The organism is Fibrobacter sp. (assembly GCF_045131395.1).
Classification (GTDB): domain Bacteria; phylum Fibrobacterota; class Fibrobacteria; order Fibrobacterales; family Fibrobacteraceae; genus Fibrobacter.
The window spans coordinates 205,259-225,214 of sequence record NZ_JBGUQY010000004.1; the positions used below are offsets into that span (position 1 = coordinate 205,259).

18 protein-coding genes are annotated in these 19,956 nt (G+C 51.5%); 14 read left to right on the top strand and 4 right to left on the bottom strand.

The window, feature by feature from the left end:
- Positions 1-53: 53 nt before the first annotated feature.
- Complete coding sequence (locus ACJMNB_RS03175) at positions 54-1,187, top strand: hypothetical protein (RefSeq protein WP_405338917.1); 1,134 nt, start codon at positions 54-56, stop codon at positions 1,185-1,187.
- 446 nt (positions 1,188-1,633) lie between these two features.
- Here ACJMNB_RS03175 and ACJMNB_RS03180 read toward each other — a convergent pair whose 3' ends face one another.
- On the bottom strand, positions 1,634-2,686 hold the full coding sequence (locus ACJMNB_RS03180; RefSeq protein WP_405338919.1) for a hypothetical protein: 1,053 nt from the start codon (positions 2,684-2,686) through the stop codon (positions 1,634-1,636).
- A 152-nt stretch (positions 2,687-2,838) separates the two neighbouring features.
- On the opposite strand from ACJMNB_RS03180, the gene ACJMNB_RS03185 reads away from it, so the two are divergent.
- Complete coding sequence (locus tag ACJMNB_RS03185; RefSeq protein WP_405338921.1) at positions 2,839-4,266, top strand: glycogen synthase; 1,428 nt, start codon at positions 2,839-2,841, stop codon at positions 4,264-4,266.
- A 52-nt stretch (positions 4,267-4,318) separates the two neighbouring features.
- Here ACJMNB_RS03185 and ACJMNB_RS03190 read toward each other — a convergent pair whose 3' ends face one another.
- Positions 4,319-4,660 carry a hypothetical protein gene (locus tag ACJMNB_RS03190; RefSeq protein WP_405339096.1) on the bottom strand — a complete coding sequence of 114 codons (342 nt, stop codon included), beginning with the start codon at positions 4,658-4,660 and terminating at the stop codon, positions 4,319-4,321.
- Positions 4,661-4,779: 119 nt separating this feature from the next.
- Between ACJMNB_RS03190 and argF the strand changes: the two genes are divergently transcribed.
- Positions 4,780-5,739 carry an ornithine carbamoyltransferase gene (gene argF / locus ACJMNB_RS03195; protein WP_405338923.1) on the top strand — a complete coding sequence of 320 codons (960 nt, stop codon included), beginning with the start codon at positions 4,780-4,782 and terminating at the stop codon, positions 5,737-5,739.
- A 237-nt stretch (positions 5,740-5,976) separates the two neighbouring features.
- Here argF and ACJMNB_RS03200 read toward each other — a convergent pair whose 3' ends face one another.
- Positions 5,977-6,972 carry a hypothetical protein gene (locus tag ACJMNB_RS03200; RefSeq protein WP_405338925.1) on the bottom strand — a complete coding sequence of 332 codons (996 nt, stop codon included), beginning with the start codon at positions 6,970-6,972 and terminating at the stop codon, positions 5,977-5,979.
- A 91-nt stretch (positions 6,973-7,063) separates the two neighbouring features.
- Here ACJMNB_RS03200 and bioB point away from each other — a divergent pair, with 91 nt between their 5' ends.
- The 7 genes from bioB (at position 7,064) to cysK (ending at position 14,781) form a co-directional block, all read left to right on the top strand.
- Complete coding sequence (gene bioB / locus ACJMNB_RS03205) at positions 7,064-8,038, top strand: biotin synthase BioB (protein ID WP_405338927.1); 975 nt, start codon at positions 7,064-7,066, stop codon at positions 8,036-8,038.
- Positions 8,039-8,279: 241 nt separating this feature from the next.
- Positions 8,280-9,152 carry a nuclease-related domain-containing protein gene (locus ACJMNB_RS03210; protein WP_405338929.1) on the top strand — a complete coding sequence of 291 codons (873 nt, stop codon included), beginning with the start codon at positions 8,280-8,282 and terminating at the stop codon, positions 9,150-9,152.
- Positions 9,153-9,154: 2 nt separating this feature from the next.
- Positions 9,155-10,426 carry a M16 family metallopeptidase gene (locus ACJMNB_RS03215; protein ID WP_405338931.1) on the top strand — a complete coding sequence of 424 codons (1,272 nt, stop codon included), beginning with the start codon at positions 9,155-9,157 and terminating at the stop codon, positions 10,424-10,426.
- Between the two features lie 44 nt (positions 10,427-10,470).
- Positions 10,471-10,926 (top strand): RrF2 family transcriptional regulator, encoded by a 456-nt coding sequence (locus ACJMNB_RS03220; RefSeq protein WP_405338933.1) that lies wholly within the window; start codon positions 10,471-10,473, stop codon positions 10,924-10,926.
- Between the two features lie 349 nt (positions 10,927-11,275).
- A complete protein-coding gene (locus ACJMNB_RS03225; RefSeq protein WP_405338935.1) occupies positions 11,276-12,559 on the top strand; it encodes an O-acetylhomoserine aminocarboxypropyltransferase/cysteine synthase family protein in 1,284 nt (427 codons plus the stop codon).
- A 91-nt stretch (positions 12,560-12,650) separates the two neighbouring features.
- Positions 12,651-13,811, top strand: a complete 1,161-nt coding sequence (locus ACJMNB_RS03230; protein ID WP_405338937.1) for an iron-containing alcohol dehydrogenase — start codon at positions 12,651-12,653, stop codon at positions 13,809-13,811.
- A gap of 43 nt (positions 13,812-13,854) precedes the next feature.
- Positions 13,855-14,781 (top strand): cysteine synthase A, encoded by a 927-nt coding sequence (cysK, locus tag ACJMNB_RS03235; protein WP_405338939.1) that lies wholly within the window; start codon positions 13,855-13,857, stop codon positions 14,779-14,781.
- Positions 14,782-14,881: 100 nt separating this feature from the next.
- On the opposite strand, the gene ACJMNB_RS03240 is transcribed toward cysK, so the two are convergent.
- Complete coding sequence (locus ACJMNB_RS03240; RefSeq protein ID WP_405338941.1) at positions 14,882-16,051, bottom strand: TraB/GumN family protein; 1,170 nt, start codon at positions 16,049-16,051, stop codon at positions 14,882-14,884.
- Positions 16,052-16,170: 119 nt separating this feature from the next.
- On the opposite strand from ACJMNB_RS03240, the gene ACJMNB_RS03245 reads away from it, so the two are divergent.
- The 4 genes from ACJMNB_RS03245 to rpsA are packed head-to-tail and all read left to right on the top strand — an operon-like array spanning position 16,171 to position 19,763.
- Positions 16,171-16,782 (top strand): hypothetical protein, encoded by a 612-nt coding sequence (locus ACJMNB_RS03245; protein ID WP_405338943.1) that lies wholly within the window; start codon positions 16,171-16,173, stop codon positions 16,780-16,782.
- Positions 16,724-17,251, top strand: coding sequence for a hypothetical protein (locus ACJMNB_RS03250; protein WP_405338945.1), 528 nt, complete (start codon positions 16,724-16,726; stop codon positions 17,249-17,251). The genes ACJMNB_RS03245 and ACJMNB_RS03250 overlap by 59 nt, the downstream gene beginning before the upstream one ends.
- 40 nt (positions 17,252-17,291) lie before the next feature.
- A complete protein-coding gene (gene cmk, locus ACJMNB_RS03255; protein WP_405338947.1) occupies positions 17,292-17,960 on the top strand; it encodes a (d)CMP kinase in 669 nt (222 codons plus the stop codon).
- A 36-nt stretch (positions 17,961-17,996) separates the two neighbouring features.
- Entirely contained in the window at positions 17,997-19,763 is a 1,767-nt protein-coding gene (rpsA, locus tag ACJMNB_RS03260) for a 30S ribosomal protein S1 (protein ID WP_405338949.1), read from the top strand.
- Positions 19,764-19,956: the final 193 nt, after the last annotated feature.

Consider the following 19,956-nt stretch of genomic DNA (forward strand, 5'->3'; position numbering starts at 1 on the left):
TTCGGATATTTCTATCTTTGCACAAGAAATTTCAAATCATATTGGAAACAGATATGCGCAAATTGATTATGCCACTGGCCATTTCCTCTGCCGCCACATTGGCCCTCGCCGCCGACATTCAAGTCCACGGCGACGTGAACATGGACTACGCCAGCTATTTTGACAGCGATTTTGATCCGACCAATGCCGGCAACCAGGACATTGACCTTGCCCTGCACGCCCACCTCGACGAAAACCTCTCCGTGGTCGTCATGGGAACCACCCACAGCACTTACGTTAACAAAGACGGCGACCTCCAGGCATCTGAAATCCGCCACGGTTTAGCCCGTTCCACCGCTATGGGTTCGGAAGGCCGCTACAACTCCTTCGATTTTGACGGAGTCCAGTTCCGCTGGGACGTGAGCCACCAGGTTTCCCTTATTTTCGGTGACATGACCTACAGCGCCGGTGCGTTCAACTATTACTTCTGGCGCGATGCCTCCCGCTACGCCGTCATCACCCGCGAAGAAAGCCTCCGCGGTTTCGGCGCCGAAGTGGGTAACGAAAAGTATGGCCAGGGAGCCTTCTACTTGGGCGCCTCCGACGACACGGACCATACACTCTCCATGTTCGCCACCTACGCCTTCCCGCTTTTGAACCACACCGATGAGCACTTGATTATCAAGCCGAGCTTCGACTGGGTGTTCGGCCAGGAAATCAACCGCCCCTACACCTACGTTCTGGGTACCGAAGTGGACTACTCCAAGAGCTTCGAAAAGTTCAACTACGGCATCTACGCCGTTTGGGGACTTCACCCCTACAAGGGCAAGGGAACCCACTCCTTCTTGCTGGAACCCAGCATGAACTACGCCATCTTTAACCTGGCAGCAACATTCTTCTACGCCATCGTAGACAAGGAATATCCTACGAAAGAACAGCTCATGACCGACGACCAGATGTTGTTCGCTATCGAGCCCAGCTTCAACATTCATAAGAAGTACACCTTGGGCGTCTCTTACGAATACCACGATCCGGACCGCGAAGTACACAAAGACGACTTCCAGTTCCTGGGCATGAACCACTACCTCTACCCCACCATGAATACGGAAATCGTTATCTGGTACGGTTACAACTTTACCGACACCGACAACACTCCGTTTGGCAAGGGTAGGTTCTCCCTCGGTTTGAGCGGCAAGGCTAGTTTTTAAGACCGCTCGCGCCCAACCGCGCAAAGATTTAAAAACCGGGCGACAAGCTCGGTTTTTTCCTTTTACTCAGCTACATAACGTTCCGTCTCAGCCTGCTCCGCACGCTCACATGGATTCGGCCTCTAATGTTCGCTTTGAGGCCAGGCTTTCGCCAGGCCCTCCCCAAACAGACTCAGACGCCTATCCTAGACTAATCAAAAAACATCACTCAGCTAGTTTTTATCTGCACAATCTAGTTCAAAACAAGCCTTCATTATTTTCCCTTACAAGAATCTACTTATAGCATAAAAGAAAGGCGAGATTACTCTCGCCTTTCATAATTTCGAAACTTGGTTCTTCGAACTAAGTCTATACGTGAGCAAAAAGCCCTCGGGTGTTAACCGAGGGCGTTGGCGAGAGCGAGACGAAGTCACACTCTATTTTTTGCGACAGAGTCGAGCGGTCTATTACTGACCGAGGTACTTACGGCCGATACCGAATTCATCCTTGTATTCGATGTAATCCGGAACGAAGTCCTTGGCGTAAGAGAAGCTCACGTTCACAGAGCACTGGAATTCGTTCATCAGCTTGCCCTTGCCCTTGAAGCTCTGCTTCTTCTTTTCGATCTTTTCCTGGCCCTTCTTGCCTACGAGCACTTCTGCTTCGCACCAGCCGCTGTTACCCTTGGCAAAGACTTCCTTGCCGTCGGTAGAAACGAGCTTGATCTTGCTGGGGTCGAGTTCAGTGTTGTTACCCGTAGAGGCCCAGAACTGGAGTTCTGCAGAGAGAGAACCCGGAGCAATCTTGAGGGTCGGCATAGCCATGACGTAGCCCCACTTGTCAACGCGGCGGCTCACCGGTTCACCGATCTGTTCACCGAAGATCAGGAAGTAACCGCGAGTGCCCTTACGGCTCTTGTTCAGAGCGGCCTTCACGTCGGCATTTTCCGGTGCCATTTCGGCAATCTTCATAATCTGGTATTCGCTCACCACCGGGTCAGATTCACCCACGGCTTCGGAGAGGTTCTTGGCAACGTAAGCATTTTCAGCTTCGGTGCGAATAGCCTTCACGGCAGCTTCACCAGCACCCTTGGCCTTGGCTGTTGCAAGAGCGGTGTCAATCTTTGCGAAAGCGTTCACGATGGTGCCGTAGTCCATGCCATCCTGAGCGGCCTGCATCTTACCGATGTTGGCGAGGGTGGTCACGTATTCCTGAATGACTTCAGCATTCTGGACTTCAGCCATGTTCACAGAAACCTTGTCGAAGTATCCATTGATAAGGTCGCTGTTCAAATCCTTCTTGGCTTCAGTTTCGGCGGCGCGAACCAGGGCGAGAGTGAAGTTATCATAGAATTCATCGGACATGCTACCCTTCTTCTTAGCCTCGAGGTAAGAATTGATAGCGTTGCGATAACGACCTTCCTTAAGGTGTTCGTCACCGCGCTTTTCGTTAGTACCCTTACAGCCCACCATCGTGAATGCGACGGCGGCAGCCAGAGAGGCGATAAAGAGTTTTTTCATTTGATTTTCCTTCAACTAAGTGATTTTGTATTGTAATAATACCTTTTTTCCTAGGAAAATTTTCCCCAGGATTATACTTTCTAAAAATAATTAAATAAATTTATGTTAAACTTTATCTATAAGTAAAATTTTATTTGGAGAACCGAGCAGGAATGAACATCCTCGTCGTAAGTCCCGAAGCCGGAAACTGGAGAAAAACCAGCCCACTGGCAACTGCGGTCAACCGCATGACCGACGCTTTCGCAAGCGCCGGAACCACGGTCCTTACCTGCTCGCCGTTTTTCAAGAACCTGATGGTCGACGTAGACAGCTACCACTGTATTTATAGCGGCGTCGAAAAACTCCAGGGCAAGCCCTACGAGATCTGGGTTTCCGAAAAGGACCCCCTGCATACTTATATATACAACGAAGAGTATTTTGGCAGGCCCTTTGTGTACGGTCCTCCCCAGAGCGCCCCGTACTCCGACAACCATATCAGGTTCGCATTCCTCGCATCGGCGGCACTCGCCTATGCCGAAGAAACCAAGTTTGAATGCAATGCCATCTTAGGCCACGAATGGGGCGGCGCTCTTGCAGGCGCCCTGTCCAAGACGACCTACAGGGATTTTGCATACAAGATTCCGTTCTTCTTTACCGTCCACAACATCACCTACGACTTCCATATTTCTTCCAGCGAAATCGAAAAGATCGGTCTCCCCCGCAAGGATTACAATATGGACGGCTATGAGTTCTGGGGTAAAGTCAGCCTGCTTAAGGTGGGCATTCTGTACGCCACCAAGGTGCTGTTCCCGTCGCCCGGTTACCGCGACGCCATGCTGAACACCAACCTCCCCGGCGGTATCAGCGGATTCTTGAACCGTAACGCCGACAAGCTCATCGGCGTACAGTTCGGCGTAAGTTACCAAGTCTGGGACTTCAACAAGGACAACCTTCCCATTAAGGAAGCTAAAGCCAAGGCCCGCACACAGTTACAGTCTCAACTGGGCGTAGACTTCGACGGCAAGTTGGTTCTTTATGTGCACCTGGACGAAGAAGCCGGCAACACCTCCGAAACTTTGGCCACCATCCTTTCGGACATCGCCAGGCTTGACATTTTCATTCTCGTAGGCATTTCGTCCAGAAACAGCGAATGGACCTACTACAAGGATTTCGCCAAGCAGTATCCGGACGTCATGTATGTGCAGGACCTAGACAGCGAACTGGACAGCACGTTCCAGCTGCGAGACACCCTCGCCGGTTCCGACGCCCTCTTTGCGGCAAACCTCCGCGAGCCCTCATCGTCCATCATCCTTAAGGCGATGGCTGCAGGCACGCTCCCCATTACGGGCCGTACCGTGGGCGTATCTACGATGCTCACCCACTACTCGCTGGAAACCGCCGGCGAAGCAAACGCCTTCTTGGCAGACGACGCCAACGCCCCGCACCAGATGTTACGTTGTGCAAAAGACGCCGTGCACGTTTACAAGACCGAAGTACAGGACTGGGACAAGTGCGTGGTAAACGCCTACAGCGGATTCCATTACGAATGGTGTAGAACCATTTCCAAGTACCTGCTGATTTTCGGCGAACTGGGCTTGTAATCAAGCATCGACCGTTGTATAAAAGAACAACGGATTAATAGTTTCCTTTAAGCTATTTAGAATAAACGAATATATTTTTACCCATACATACGGCGGTTGCCTCCAGGGCAACCAGTGTGGGATTGGGTATATAAAAATAAAACTCCACACACCCGAAATGGGGGTAACCCCCCGGCCCCCGGCGCAAGTCGGGGGTTTTTGCATGCATTTTTTGTATATTTTTATGTGTTTTGGGGCGTTTTGCCTTGACAAAGCCCCAAAAATTTTCTCTATTTGGAGGCACATTTTTAAGTTTAACCCTTAACGGAGAAACAACATGCCTTGCGGAAAGAAAAGAAAGCGCAGGAAGATTGCGACTCACAAGCGTAAGAAGCGCCGTCGTCGTGACCGTCACAAAAAGAAACTTCGCTAATATCCGTTAGCATTCTATTGTGATTTCCTGTTAAAGACGGAGTGTAAAAGCTCCGTTTTTTAATTTTTTTTGTTTTACGGGCTTGCCCAAAGGAATCAAAAATGATTGATCGCAACAAGCACTTCCTCCGCCTCATGGACTGGAGCGAAGAAAAAATCCTGGAAACTATCGAAATCGCTTCTCGCCTCAAGGCAGAAGTCCACGCCGGCAAGGTCTCTGACCGTCTGCACGGCCAGAACATCGCCATGTTCTTCGAAAAGCCCTCGCTGCGAACTATCACCACCTTCCAGGTGGGCATGAACCAGCTCGGCGGCCACGCCGTGTTGCTCGCCCCCGATTCCATTGGCCTTGGCAAGCGCGAAAGCGTCAAGGACGTTGCCCGTTGCCTTAGCCGCTGGGTGAACGCCATCGTGGTGCGTTGTTTCAAGCAGGACCTGGTGGAACAGCTCGCCGAATACGGTAGCGTGCCCGTCGTGAACGCCCTGACCGACGACTATCACCCGTGCCAGGCAATTGCTTTCGCTCAGATGATTTGCGAAAACCTCGGCGGTTTCAAGAACGCCGATGGCAAGCCGAAGACAGTCGCCTTCATCGGTGACGGCAACAACGTCGCCAACTCTTTCCTCGCCCTCGCCTCCAAGGTGGGCATGAACTTCACGCTGGCCTGCCCGAAGGGTTTCGAACAGCCCGCCAAGGTGGTAGAAGAAGCTCAGGAAGGCCTGAAGAAGCACGGTTGCCAGTACCGCGTGTTCAACGACCCGAAGGATGCCGTCAAGGATGCCGACATTCTCTATAGCGACGTGTGGGTTTCCATGGGTCAGGAAGGCGAAAAGGCAACGAAGCAGTCTCACTTCTTGCCGTTCCAGATCAACGACGAACTCCTGAAGCTCGCTCCGGCTCACTGCAAGGTCAGCCACTGCCTCCCGGCACACCGCGGAGAAGAAATCACCGACTCCGTGATGGACAACCTCGACGTGAACATGAGCTTCGAAGAAGCAGAAAACCGCCTGCATGCTCATAAGGCCGTGCTTTGGCAGGTGATGCCTCCTTTTGCTAAATAAACTTCGTGATACTTCGTTGCGCTCGCACCTCACGTACAATCTCGTACGCTACGGGCGAGCGACGCCTTGTCTCACTCGTTTCTTTAACAAAATGTATCCAAGCATCATTCTCTGAAAAAAACGGTTTCTAAGTCAAAATTGTTTTTCCCTTGTCATGCCCGCCTCCGAGCGGGCATCTCCTTTTATACAGAAAAAGCTCGGCATTGCCGAGCTTTTCTTGTTTTCTGTTAAAGATTGTTAGAAATCGTCTTCGTCATCTTCAGGAATCACACCGGTCCGCTGAATTTCATTGCAGTATTCGACCATTTCCTTAGCAAGATACGGAAGTACATTGATCGAAGACGGTTCGGTAATGACTGTAGTCATACTATGGTCATCGCAGTCCACATCGGCAACAGCGCCTTCTTCAAACATATCAACGACATCCGCCTTGGTTTCGGCACAAAACTCGTTAATTTCACTCAACGATACTGTCGGCAGGAATTCAAAACGAATCTCAGTCACAAGAGTTTCATTTTTATACTCATACGATGTATAAATTGATCCCGAATCCGGCTGAACAGCAACCATCTTCAACATGTTTGTCGAATTTTCCGTAATCTGGCAAGTTGCTCTACCCGACCCCTGATCCAAACCGGGCGTCTGGTTCGGATTGTCAATCACCGGGTCCGTATTCTGACCGGGATCCGTCTGATCGGGATTGTTATCCGAGAAGTACGCATTCATCTCTTTACAAGCATTTTCCGCAGATTGTAGCGCACCACCAAAGCCTATTTCCGCATCGCCGACTTCGTGAGCCGTCATGGTCCGGCCTTCGCATGTCACAGTTGCATTTTCTTCTGCTAGAGCCTCCTGCTTGTTCGATTCGCACAGAGACTGGACCGTTGCCAGCGGCACAGATTCATCGTACACGCTCACGTAATCGATTTCTGCCCGGTCACCAATAATTGTAGTCGTAACCTTTGTCACCGCACCATCTTGTTTCATTGTCATGATAAAGGAATTTGCGGACAGTTTTTCTACGGTACAAGGAGCCCCCGAAGAAGCATTCGCAGAAGCCGGATCTGTTTTCACAACGGTATTATTATTGGCATCTCCATTTATTGCACCAGACTGTTCCGTACCGGTTCCCTGAGGCTGGTCATCGGTTTTCGGCGACGTAGAACTGTCGGAATCGCAAGCAGTAAAGACCATGGCCATCACAGCGGCGGGCAGGAATAGTTTCTTGAGCATAAATCTCCCTTTTACGGATTAGATGTTTACTTTCTTAATATAACATATCTTTTCTATATTTGCACGCGAAAAATTGTTCAAGGAGTAAGATATGTCTTTTATCCAGGAACTTAAGGAAAAAGTTTTAGGCGGTTATGAAATCAACCGCGATGAAGCAGTTAAACTGCTGAGCGAAGATCTCCAGGAACTTTGTGACGCCGCAAACGAGATCCGCGAAAAATTCCACGGCGACGATTTTGATTTTTGCTCCATCGTGAACGCCCGCAGCGGCCGCTGCTCCGAAAACTGCAAGTATTGCGCTCAGAGCAGCTATTACCACACCGGCGCCCCCGAATACAAGTTACTCAGCGCCGACGAAATTGTAGAAGACGCCAAGAAGAAAGAAGCCGCAAGCATTCCGCGCTATTCCATCGTGACTTCGGGCCGCACCCTTTCGAATCGCGACGTGGAACAGATTAGCGAAGCTATTCGCCGTCTCAAAAAAGAGACAAGGCTTTCCGTGTGCCTCTCGGCGGGCCTCTTGAACCGCGAACAGTTTGACAAGTTGAAAGAAGCGGGCCTCACCCGCTTCCACAACAACCTGGAAACTTACCGCAGGCACTTCCCAGACGTCTGCACCACCCATACTTACGACGATAAAATCGGCGCATTGCAAAATGCTCTCGCCGCAGGCCTCGAAATCTGCAGCGGCGGCATCATGGGCCTGGGCGAAACCATGGAAGACCGCATCGACATGTGCCTTGACCTCCGTAAACTCGGCGTCAAGTCCACACCGGTGAACGTACTGAACGCCATCCCCGGCACGCCCTACGAAAGCCTGCCGAAACTCACCAACGACGAATTCTGCCGTATCGTGGCCATTTACCGATTCATCAACCCGAAGGCATTCATCCGCCTTGCTGGAGGTCGCGGCGTCCTAGGCGACGACGGCAAGCGAGCCTTCAAGAGCGGCGCAAATGCCGCCATCACCGACGACATGCTCACCACCGCCGGCGTTAACAGTTGCAAGGACTTCGAGCTGGTAAAGGGGCTCGGCTTCAAGCCCCATAGTTTCCTGCAGGGTTAATACAAAATAAGTACCGAATATTCCAACTTGGAATAAGGTTTTCAAAAAAATTTCTACCACTTTTAGAAAAAAGTGGTATATTAATCATTGAGCCCCTCTGGTGGATAAAGGCAAACGGCGTCGCCCAGCGAGTAGGTCGCAGGATGTGAGCCGCAGGTCTCTAGACGAGACAAACCCACCAGAGCGGCTTTTTTTGTATCCAGATAAATCCGCAATTTAGGCTTTTTTCTATACTTGCGGCATGACTTTTTCGACTCTTATCGGCCTCATCTTGTTACTCGCCCTAATCTTCTTTAAGATCAAGGGAAAAGCGCCGAAAAAGAACCGGAAAATGTACCACAGCGACGGTCGTCGCAAAACCTTCAAAGACTTTGAGCAGGAAAGGCGCCAAGGATTCGGCGGCAGCAATCCCCTAGAATTCGACAGGCCTTATGAATTGGGTGGCTACGGCATTACGCACGCCCCCACCCGAAGCGAAAACTTCTTCAAGCCCGACCCAAAATTCAATGACGAACGCATCGCCAACGATCCGCGGGGTATTTTCGGCGAAGCGGCGATGATGGCATTGACTGCCCGCGTCTGCGACACCGACAAGCGCAGATATGTTCTCATGCGCAACCTCTACATTCCGGCCCGCGCAGGTTACACCGAAATCGACGCCCTGCTTTTGCACCAGTCGGGAATCTACGTACTTGAAAGTAAGAATCTTTCCGGTGAAATCGTAGGCGACCTGGAAAGCGAACGCTGGACGCAGCACTTGAACGAGCATACCGAACACACTTTCCACAATCCCATCCGCCAGAACATCGGGCACATTCTTGCGCTGGAGCACTTTTTGAAAATCCGCCACGAAAAGGCACACTTTATTTCGTTCGTGGTATTCAGCGACCGCTGCACCCTGCGAAAAGTTCCTAAAGACAACAATGTCTGGAGCATTGTCCACTGCAGCGAACTGCAAGACGCCTTGCTCAAGAAAATCACTAGCCGAAAGACGATTTACACCATGCAACAGCTGGAAGACTTTTTCTACAAGCTGCAAGGTTGCATGAACGTGAGCGAAGAAGTGAAGGCGAAGCACCGCGAATACGCGAGCCATCGAGGTTTAAAGAACTAGTTATGAAACAGATTGTTAAAAAGACAGAACTTGATAACGGCATTACTATTTTGACGGACTACATGCCCCACGCCTATTCGGTGGCCATGGGCGTATGGATTCCGCGCGGATCCCGTCACGAATCTAAAGATGAATTTGGCCTGAGCCACTTTTACGAACACCTCGTATTCAAGGGAACCGAAAACCGCAGCGCCCTTGAAATTGCCCGCGCCATCGAAGACAAGGGCGGGAATCTGGAAGCCTACACCACCCGCCAAGAAACAGGCTTTTACGCCCAAATCGAGCGCAGCCATTTACCGCTCGCCGTAGACGTGATTGCAGACATGCTCATGCACCCGCGCATGGACAAGAAGGAAATGGAAAAAGAACGCCGTGTGATTATCGAAGAAATCCACAGCTACGATGACATTCCCGAAGAAATCGTGGGCGACGTATTCAACGCAATCCATTTTAAAGGTTGCGGCATTGCACATTCCATTACCGGAAACATCAAGCAAGTCAAGGCCCTCACCCACAAGCAAATGCTCAAGTACAAGGAACAGGTCATCAACGAGATTCCGCTTTTGATTTGTGCCTCGGGCAAAGTCAACCACGAAGAACTTGTAGAAATTTGTGCCGAAAAATTCGCACAAAAGAAAATCAACGGCACCACCCCCTGCGACATTTACAAGGCCCACAATAGCGTAAAGGTCGTACAAAAGCAGGATATTGCCCAATCGAACCTTTTCTGGGGCTTAAGTTTTGACCGTTCCCTGGTAGACGAACGCACCCGTTGCGCCCTTTCTCTGTTCAACGTGGCGATGGGAGCCGGCATGGCCAGCCGCCTATTCCAGAAAATTCGAGAAGACAAGGGCCTCGCCTACTCCGTGTATTCTACCGCCGATGTTTACCGCGACTGCACCGACTGGGGCGTATCGCTCGCCACCGAGCCGCACCAACTGCGTACAGCACTTGACCTTTCACTGAACGAAACCCGCAACTTCTTGAAGCGCGGATTCAACAAAGGCGAATTCGAACGCACCAAGACAAACATATTGGGCGGCATGTACCTGGGTGCAGACAGTCCCGAAAAGCGCGTGGTACGCATGGCCGAACAAGTGCTGCACTTGGGCGAATTCCGCACCATGGAACAGTCCGAAAAGACAATCAACGCCATGACCGAAGACGAGGTTGTCGAAATTACGAACCACCTGTTCGCTGCCGCCAAGTTCTCGGCCGCAGTCATTGAGCCCGCAGGCCGTAAAAAGACCGTGCTTGATATAAATTTTTTCTAGAATCTATGGTCTGAGTTCCAAGCATTTGTTATAATTGGGCTAGTATGAGAATATCAACTAAAGGCCGCTACGCGCTCCGTGTGATGATCGAACTTGCTGAACGCAAGGACGAATACGTCAAATTGCAAGAACTTGCCGAAAGTCAGCAAATTTCTGAAAAATACCTGGAAGGTATTTTGGGATCTCTGGTGCGCGGCAAGCTTTTGACGGGCGCCCGTGGCAAAGCCGGCGGTTACAAGCTCAACTGCAAGCCCTCGGAATGCAGCGTTTGGCAAATTCTCTCGGTTCTAGAAACCTCCGTTGCACCAGTCGCCTGCCTTGACGACGACGTGAACAACTGCGAGCGCGCCGACATCTGCATTACGCTGCCCGTATGGAAAGAGCTTAATTCTATTATCAGAAATTACCTGGATAGCGTCAAACTCGACCAATTCAAGCGCAACAGTCCTAAAGTAAAGGGCAAAATTCCTAACGGAAAATCTTGGAATTGCGGTTTATAGCGTTTAAACCGCATTTTTTCGAATACTAGTTATAGTTTAAAACTATTAGTAAGAAAAATGTAAGCATTTTTCCTGCATACCCAGTCAATTTCCTATTGGAATGGTGGGAATTAAGTTCTAATTTACCACCTGTCGGGCGAACAAGCCGCCCCAAAAGGTTTAACAAAGAAAAAACAGATTCCGGATCAAGTCCGGAATGACAATGCGAGAAAGAGTCGCGAAGGTAGGATAGCCTATGAGTTGTCGAATGTGTAATAGAACTGAAAATTCCTGGAAAAGCCAGGCCTAAAAAACAACAAACCATTTAATCGTCCCACCGGGGACAACAATCAAAAAAGGAATTTAAACAATGACTACACAGAACAAGCTCCATTTCGAAACTCTTCAGATTCACGTTGGCCAGGAACAGGCAGACCCCGCAACCGATTCTCGCGCAGTTCCTATTTACCAGACCTCTTCTTACGTGTTCCATAACGCACAGCACGCTGCCGACCGTTTTGCCCTGAAGGCTGGCGGTAATGTTTATGGCCGTATCAACAACTCCACTCAGGGCGTGCTCGAAGAACGTATCGCAGCCCTCGAAGGTGGCGTCGCCGCTCTCGCAGTCGCTTCTGGTGCAGCAGCCATTACCTATGCCATCACGGCTCTCGCTCGCAAGGGCGATCACGTGGTTGCCCAGCGCACGGTTTACGGCGGTACTTTCAACCTGTTGCAGCACACGCTCCGCGACTTCGGTATCGAAACCACTTTCGTTGATACCCACGACCTCAAGAGTGTTGAAGCTGCCGTGAAGCCCAACACCAAGCTTATCTTTATCGAAACGCTCGGCAACCCGCATTCCGACATCCCGGATATCGACGCTATCGCCGAAATCGCCCACAAGAACAAGATTCCTCTGGTCATCGACAACACCTTCGGTACTCCGTACCTGATTCGCCCGCTTGAACACGGCGCTGACATCGTGGTGCATTCCGCTACCAAGTTCATCGGCGGTCATGGCACGACTCTCGGCGGCATCATCGTGGATGGCGGCAAGTTCGACTGGGCAGCTTCCGGCAAGTTCCCGCAGTTCACCGAAGTGAACCCGAGCTACGGCATTCCTTTCACCGCAACGGGTGCAGCCGCTTACGTGATTTACGTGCGCACCATCCTCCTCCGCGACGAAGGTGCTGCTATTTCCCCGTTCAACGCATTCCTCCTGTTGCAGGGTGTCGAAACGCTTTCTCTCCGCCTGGATCGCCACGTGGAAAACACCAAGAAGGTTATCGATTTCCTCACCAAGCACCCGAAGGTTACCCGCGTGAGCCACCCGAGCCTCCCGAACCATCCGGACCACGAACTTTACAAGAAGTACTTCCCGAATGGCGGCGGTTCCATTTTCACCTTCGACATCAAGGGCGGCCAGGAAGAAGCCTTCAAGTTCATCGATAGCCTGAAGATCTTCAGCCTGCTGGCTAACGTTGCCGACGTGAAGAGCCTCGTAATCCACCCGTACACCACCACCCACGCCGAGCTTTCTGCTGAAGAACTCGCCGCTGCCGAAATTACCCCGGCAACCATCCGCGTGTCGATTGGTACGGAACATTACGAAGACATTATCGCCGACCTCGAAAACGGTTTTGCCGCGATCTAAAAATCTCTGTGAACTCAGAATGATTGCTGACAATGAATCCATTGTCGGCAATCGTTTTGAATAAGCTTATTTGTTTTATTCGGAGAGTGCAATGATAGGCTTTGAGTATTATAATCCAGCAAAAATTGTTTTTGGCGAACAAAGTGAGCAGAAGTTAAAATCTTTGCTTGCTTCGTATGGCGTAAAGTCGCTCCAGCTTGTTTATAGCGGTGATTTTATCAAGACCCTCGGCATTTATGATGTCATCAAAAGTGCCGTTGCGGAACTGGGTATTCGTTTTTCTGAAAACGGAAACGTGGTGCCGAATCCCTCTATCGATCTTGTCCGCGAACTCGTTCAGCAGGGCAAGACGAACGGCGTCGATTTCGTACTGGCCGTAGGCGGCGGAAGTTCCATCGATACGGCGAAGGCCGTGGCTCTTGGAATTCCTTACGAAGGCGATGTATGGGATTTCTTTGAAAAGGGTGTTTCTCCCAAGCAAGTGTTACCCATTGGCGTGATTGCAACGACAGCTTCTAGCGGTTCTGAAACATCCAATGCGGCAATTCTTTCTAGCGGAGAATGGAAGCTCGGTTTTGAAGACGACAGGATCATTCCGAAATTCGCCATCATGAACCCCAAATACACCGTGGGCCTCCCGGCATACCAGACTTTCGTAGGCATTGCCGACGTATTGTCTCACCTTCTGGAAAGGTATTTCTCGGACGAAAAGAATTCCGACACCACGGACTACCTGATCGAAGGTGCTATCAGGGCATTGTTGGTTAACGCCGACAAACTTCTCAAGAACCCCAAGGACATTAACGCCCGCGGCGAAATCCAATGGCTCGCCAGCGTCGCCCATGGCGGATTCCTGGATGCAGGCCGTCGTGCCGACTGGGGTTCCCACCGAATCGAGCACGAGCTTTCTGCCCAATACAACATTACCCATGGCGAAGGCATGGCCGTTGTCACCGTCACTTGGACAAAATATATGGCCAAGCAGAAACCCTGGCGCCTTGCGCTTTTGGCAAGCCGAGTTTTCGGAGCCGATTCCTATAACTACAGCGAAACCGAAAGGGCATACATTTTGTCTGAAGAACTCACGAAGTTCTTCAAGAAGCTACACCTCGCAACGACCCTGACAGAACTCAAGATCGACAACAAGGATTTTGACGCCATGGCCGCAAGAGCTGTAAGAAACGGCAATGTCGGGCATTATGTGCCTTTAGATGCTACCGCTATCAAGGACATCTTGACGTTAGCTTTGTAAATTTTAACAGGAAAAAACAATTCAAAGATAAGGATTAAAAACCATGTCTAAAATCTATACTTCTGCAGACCAGCTGATTGGTCACACCCCGCTTCTCGAACTCACCCACGTCGAAGAAGGTCTCGGCGCCACGATCCTCGCGAAGCTCGAATACTTCAACCCCGCAGGTTCCGTGAAGGACCGTATCGCGAAGGCGATGCTCGATGACGCCGAAAAGAGCGGCAAGCTCAAGAAGGGCGCTGTCATTATCGAACCGACTTCCGGTAATACCGGTATCGGTCTTGCCTCTGTCGCTGCCGCCCGCGGTTACCGCATCATCATCGTGATGCCCGAAACCATGAGCGTGGAACGCCGCCAGCTCATGAAGGCCTACGGTGCCGAGCTCGTGCTCACCGAAGGTGCCAAGGGCATGAAGGGCGCTATCGCCAAGGCCGACGAACTCGCCAAGGAAATCCCGAACAGCTTTATTCCGGGCCAGTTCGTGAACCCGGCAAACCCGGCTGCCCACAAGGCTACCACCGGTCCCGAAATCTGGGAAGACACTGATGGCAAGGTGGACATCTTCGTGGCCGGTGTCGGTACGGGCGGTACGGTTTCTGGCGTTGGCGAATACCTCAAGAGCCAGAATCCGAACGTGAAGATTGTGGCCGTTGAACCCGCAAGCTCTCCGGTGCTCACCAAGGGTACTGCTGGCGCCCACAAGATTCAGGGCATTGGCGCAGGCTTTATTCCTGAAACCTTGAACACCAAGGTCTACGACGAAGTGATTGCTGTCGAAAACGAAGCTGCTTTCGAAGCCGGCCGCGAAATCGGCAAGAAAGAAGGCGTGCTCGTGGGTATCTCTTCTGGGGCCGCTCTCTGGGCCGCCAAGGAACTCGCCAAGCGTCCGGAAAACAAGGGCAAGACGATTGTCGCACTCCTCCCGGATACCGGCGACCGCTACCTCTCTACCGCACTCTTCGCTGAATAAGATTTATTCTTTGTTCATAGAAACATCTTGTGCAAAAAAAGACTTTCGGAAAATTTCCGAAAGCCTTTTTTAATTGCTTTACCCGTTCGACTTAAGTAGGTTAAAAGGCCTGGTAAATCTTGAAGATGGCGAGAATCTTGCCGATGATGGCAGGGATTCCCGGACACAAGAAGCAGAGAATCACGCGGGTCACGCGGTTTTTCCACCAGCGCTTGACTTGCCACACGTCATCAGACAATGTTTCCATTTCAGACACCCGCGGAGGTCTCATGTAGACCTGCGTAAGGGCCGTAAAGAAGCCCACACCGATTAGAGGAGTAAGACCCGTAAACGGAGCCGCGATAAGTGCCACCAAAACCGTCAGCGGATGACCACCTGCGACAATCGTACCCAGCATGGCTCCACCGCCGGTAAGCATGGCCCACTGAAGACTGAGTTCGCCCGCCTTTTCGGCACCCGTATGCACGCCCACGGCAATAATGCTTGCGATGATTGCAACCGGAATTGCCCAACCGATAATTTTCCAGATGGGAGAACTCTTGGGAATGACACTGATAGATTCTTCGCTGGGGAGTTCCCGGTCTTCTTCGATAATCTTTGCGATACCGTTCATGTGACCGGCACCGACAACAGCCACAATCTTTTTTCCCGGAGCGTTCTTGATTTTGCTCGCCAGGAACTGGTCGCGCTCGTCGATAAGCACTTGCTTGACTTCGGGGAAGGACTTTCCGAATTCCTGCATCATGGCACTCAAGGCATCTTGCTGCTTGATCTTTGCCAGGTCTTCTTCACTGACTTCGGTCTTGTCGAAGATGCTTGCAATAAGACCGCCCAGCAGGTTCAGCTTGCGGTACCACGGAGTGCAGGCCCAAGTACGCCTGAGGGTAATCTTGATGTCGCGATCGGCAAGTACCAGCTCGGCACCATTTTCTCCAGCCACATCAACCGCTTCTTTAAGTTCGGAGCCCGGCTTGACCCCCGTCTGGGCACCCATGCGCTTTTGGTAAGACCCCAGCACCAGGTTCGCAATCAAGGTCGCCAACTGCTTCTTCTTGATGACCTGCTTCAAGTCTGTCTTTTTCCAGCGGTCCGGGTCCTTGATGGAATTCAGGCGGCCCTCATCTAATTCTACACAAACAGTATCCGGTTTTTCAGCTTCGATTGTCGCCCGTACCAGGTCCTTGGACGCCTGGGAAATATGGGCTGTACCAATTAGAATAAACTCTCTATCGTCTTTTATAATGCGGCAAATGTCGGATTTTTCGTTCATCAACATAAATGATAGCAAGAAATAGGGGCATAAATTGAAAAAAAATATCCTTTTTCTGTAACTTTATCAAAAAATGTTTATATTTATACGGAAATTATATTTTTCGGAGGTTTAATCCTATGAAAAAATTTTTGGCTTATTTTTCTCTGGCAGCGCTGGTCCTGACTGGCTGTGCAGGTTCTAGGTCTGACGACCCCGAGGCTCTGGATAACGCCCTCGTGGGTTTCACCTCCTGCGTGCAGGGTTCCCGCTGGCAAGAAGCTCTTGAATACGTGACCCCCAGCGAAGCTGACGCCATCGCCACTTCCGACGGCTACGAATTCAAGGACGAATACAAGACTGCAGCTCGCCGTCTGCCCCTTTCTACACTCCGCAAGGCCGGACTTGAAGTGGACGGTCGCGGTCGCCTGGTCGGCATCAAGGAAGCCATGGACGAAGCCAATAGCCGCTACGTGATGTCCGAAGAACAGGCCAAGGTCGGTACGAACCTGAAGCAGATGGAAGACGAACGCGTAAAGCGCCGCATCGAACAGGGCCAGAAGATCTTACAGGAAGAAGAAGAAACTGCTAACCAGGAACAAGAAGAAATCGTCTACTCCAACAAGTTGACCGACGAAGAAAAGCGCAAGTACGGCAGCACCCGCGACTTGCAGGCTCCGGAAGCTTTCCAGGATGAAAACACCGAGGAAGCCGAAGAAGAAATCTACGGCGGTGATTACGACAATCCGTAACGAGAAGATGAAAACACTTCCGAAATCTTTTGCGAAAACGGCGCTCCCAGAGGCGTCGTTTTTTGCAGTATTACTTGCTGTCTTATTGAGTTTCACCGCCTGCGACCTGGGACCGGATCCTGCCGCAGACGGATACCGCTTCAACAGGCACTTTCGCTACTACTACGTGCAGGACTGCCGCGCAGACGCCTTCGGCGCCTACGATTGCGGCCCCATCCGCGCCCTGAGCCCTTCCATGACCGTAAGCCTTAGAATCGACAGCGACGGCTTGGCCTCATTGAACCTGGACGGAGACCGCTATTACTACCTGGAATCGGAATATACCGAAGGCTACGATGCAGAATTCGGCGGTTACTTCAACTTCGTCCAGGACGATGACGAACTGACCCTTTACAGGGACGGCATGACCATGGCTTACTGGGACAACCGCAACGGGTACGTCACATACTACTATTACGACCTTTATTGATTGACGTTGGGGCATCAAGTTTCTATTTTTAGCCCCACTCATGAGTAGTTCAGAAAATTTTGTTATCGCCCTCGATGGCGGTTCGGGTACCGGTAAGAGTACCACCGCAAAGATCGTGGCAAAGACCCTCGGCATCACCTATCTTGATACAGGCGCCATGTACCGCGCCGTGACTCTTGCAGCCCTCGAAAAGGGTCTGCCTGCCGAAGAAGGCCCTGCCATGGACGAACTGCTCGCCGGCCTCACGCTCGGGTTCGACTCCGAAAACCATGTGCTCATCAACGGTGTTTCTCGCGAAAGCGAAATCCGCGGCATGAAGGTGTCGAGCAATGTGAGCATTTACTGCGCCCTCCCGTCGGTCCGCGCCGCCATGACCAAGCAGCAGCGCGAAATCGGCAAGAAGCAGAGTTGCATCCTGGACGGCCGCGATATCGGCACGGTGGTGTTCCCCGATGCCAAGTACAAGTTTTTCATGGTGACGGACGTGAAGGTCCGCGCCGAACGCCGCTACAAGGAACTCCTTGAAAAGGGAGAAAAGGTGACGCTCGAAGAAGTCCTGAACAACCTGGTCGAACGCGACCGCCTGGACTCTTCCCGCGCAAACGCCCCCTTGAAGAAAGCGGAAGACGCTATTGAAATTGACACTACACACATCTCAATCGAACAACAGGTTCAAAAGATTCTCGACTACGTAGGTGTAGTGGCGTAGCCTGAATTTTTTGTTCCGCAACCCAAATAAAACAATATGTCTCAAAATCTCAAATTCGGTACCGCTGAAGATCTCGCTGAAATCCTCGCCGCTCAGGGCGAATGCAGCCCCGACTTCCGTAAGGCTAACGCTGACGTTTATGCCGGCATGGATTGCCTCGAACAGGGCAAGCTCGTCACCGGTAAGATTAGCCAGGTGAACGACCAGGAAGTCCTGATCGACGTGAACTACAAGTCCGAAGGTGTCATCGCTCGTGACGAATTCAAGGACACGGACTCCCTCGAAATCGGTTCCGAAATCGAAGTATTTGTCGAAAAGCTCGAAGATGAAGACGGTCGTCTCATCCTTTCGAAGCAGAAGGCCGACTTCGTTCGCGTGTGGGATCGCATCCACGCTGCATTCGAAAACAACGAAGTCGTGCGTGGTACGCTCACGAAGCGTATCAAGGGCGGTGTGGTTGTCGACCTGTTCGGCATCGACGCCTTCCTCCCGGGTTCCCAGATCGACCTCCGTCAGATCCCGGACATCAACGCCCTCATCGGTCAGGAATACGACCTCAAGGTTATCAAGGTCAACAAGGCTCGTCGCAACATCGTCGTTTCTCGCCGCGTCGTTCTCGAAGAAGAACGCAACAAGCAGCGTGGCGACGTTCTCGAAACCCTCGAAAAGAACCAGGTTCGCAAGGGTATCGTCAAGAACATCACCGACTTCGGTGCATTCATTGACCTCGGCGGCGTAGACGGCCTCCTCCACATCACCGACATGAGCTACAAGCGCATCAACCACCCGACCGAAATGGTTCAGCTTGGTCAGGAAGTCGAAGTTATGGTTCTCGACTTCAACGACAAGAAGGAACGTATCTCTCTCGGCATGAAGCAGCTTAAGCCGCATCCGTGGAAGGATATCGCCGAACGTTATCCGGAAGGCGCTATCGTTAAGGGCAAGGTTGTTTCCATTACCGATTACGGTGCATTCGTTGAACTGGATAGCGGCGTTGAAGGCCTCATCCACGTTTCCGAAATGTCCTGGACCCAGCACGTCAAGCACCCGTCCAAGATCCTCACCGTTGGTCAGGAAGTCGAAGCTGTCGTTCTCAAGGTTGAAGAAGATGCAGAACGTATCTCTCTCGGCATGAAGCAGCTCGAATCTGATCCGTGGGATTCTATCGAAACCGAACTTCCGCCGGGTGCCCGCGTGGTTGGTGAAATCCGCAACATCGCTTCCTTCGGCGCCTTCGTCGAAATCAAGGAAGGTGTTGATGGCCTCATCCACGTTTCCGACATGTCCTGGACCAAGAAGATCACCCACCCGAACGAAATGGTCAAGAAGGGTGACAAGGTCGAATGCGTCGTGCTCGCTGTCGATAAGGAAAAGCGCCGCATTTCTCTGTCCATGAAGCACCTCACCGAAGACCCGTGGGATACCATCGACTCTGCCTACCCGGTTAACTCCGAAGTGAAGGGCAAGATCGTTCGTATGCTCGACCGCGGCGTCGTGGTTGAACTCGCTGACGGTATCGAAGGCTTCATCCCGGTTTCCAAGCTCACCGCTGAATACATCAAGGTTCCGGCCGATGCATTCAAGGTTGGCGACGAAGTTCCGGCTGTCGTGACCGAAATCGATCAGAACAACCGTAAGATCTTCCTCTCTGTGGTTGACTACTTCAAGAACCGTGAATCCGCCGAGCTCAAGGCTTGGATGGACTCTCACAAGCCGGGCGAATCTGGCACCACCATCGGTGAAGCCGCTGCCCCGAAGAAGAAGGCCACCAAGAAGAAGGCTGACGCTGAAGCCGAAGCTTAATCAGCTTCTGTTGTTCAAAGCCTAAAGCTTAAGGAATCCCGCGATGAAAGTCGCGGGATTTCTTATATGACCGCTCGGCTCTATCGCACTAACAAGAATGTGATATCGCCTCGCTCTCACAACCGCCCCTGTTTAATAACAGGGGCTTTGTTGTTCACAGAATGACCGCTCGGCTCTATCTGACCGAGCGGTC

What these genes read in the sequence shown, in the direction of transcription:
- ACJMNB_RS03175 (WP_405338917.1), top strand. Translation starts at nt 54, where the DNA reads ATGCGCAAATTGATTATGCCACTGGCCATTTCCTCTGCCGCCACATTG.
- ACJMNB_RS03180 (WP_405338919.1), bottom strand. Translation starts at nt 2,686, where the DNA reads ATGAAAAAACTCTTTATCGCCTCTCTGGCTGCCGCCGTCGCATTCACG.
- ACJMNB_RS03185 (WP_405338921.1), top strand. Translation starts at nt 2,839, where the DNA reads ATGAACATCCTCGTCGTAAGTCCCGAAGCCGGAAACTGGAGAAAAACC.
- argF (WP_405338923.1), top strand. Translation starts at nt 4,780, where the DNA reads ATGATTGATCGCAACAAGCACTTCCTCCGCCTCATGGACTGGAGCGAA.
- ACJMNB_RS03200 (WP_405338925.1), bottom strand. Translation starts at nt 6,972, where the DNA reads ATGCTCAAGAAACTATTCCTGCCCGCCGCTGTGATGGCCATGGTCTTT.
- bioB (WP_405338927.1), top strand. Translation starts at nt 7,064, where the DNA reads ATGTCTTTTATCCAGGAACTTAAGGAAAAAGTTTTAGGCGGTTATGAA.
- ACJMNB_RS03210 (WP_405338929.1), top strand. Translation starts at nt 8,280, where the DNA reads ATGACTTTTTCGACTCTTATCGGCCTCATCTTGTTACTCGCCCTAATC.
- ACJMNB_RS03215 (WP_405338931.1), top strand. Translation starts at nt 9,155, where the DNA reads ATGAAACAGATTGTTAAAAAGACAGAACTTGATAACGGCATTACTATT.
- ACJMNB_RS03220 (WP_405338933.1), top strand. Translation starts at nt 10,471, where the DNA reads ATGAGAATATCAACTAAAGGCCGCTACGCGCTCCGTGTGATGATCGAA.
- ACJMNB_RS03225 (WP_405338935.1), top strand. Translation starts at nt 11,276, where the DNA reads ATGACTACACAGAACAAGCTCCATTTCGAAACTCTTCAGATTCACGTT.
- ACJMNB_RS03230 (WP_405338937.1), top strand. Translation starts at nt 12,651, where the DNA reads ATGATAGGCTTTGAGTATTATAATCCAGCAAAAATTGTTTTTGGCGAA.
- cysK (WP_405338939.1), top strand. Translation starts at nt 13,855, where the DNA reads ATGTCTAAAATCTATACTTCTGCAGACCAGCTGATTGGTCACACCCCG.
- ACJMNB_RS03240 (WP_405338941.1), bottom strand. Translation starts at nt 16,051, where the DNA reads ATGAACGAAAAATCCGACATTTGCCGCATTATAAAAGACGATAGAGAG.
- ACJMNB_RS03245 (WP_405338943.1), top strand. Translation starts at nt 16,171, where the DNA reads ATGAAAAAATTTTTGGCTTATTTTTCTCTGGCAGCGCTGGTCCTGACT.
- ACJMNB_RS03250 (WP_405338945.1), top strand. Translation starts at nt 16,724, where the DNA reads ATGAAAACACCGAGGAAGCCGAAGAAGAAATCTACGGCGGTGATTACG.
- cmk (WP_405338947.1), top strand. Translation starts at nt 17,292, where the DNA reads ATGAGTAGTTCAGAAAATTTTGTTATCGCCCTCGATGGCGGTTCGGGT.
- rpsA (WP_405338949.1), top strand. Translation starts at nt 17,997, where the DNA reads ATGTCTCAAAATCTCAAATTCGGTACCGCTGAAGATCTCGCTGAAATC.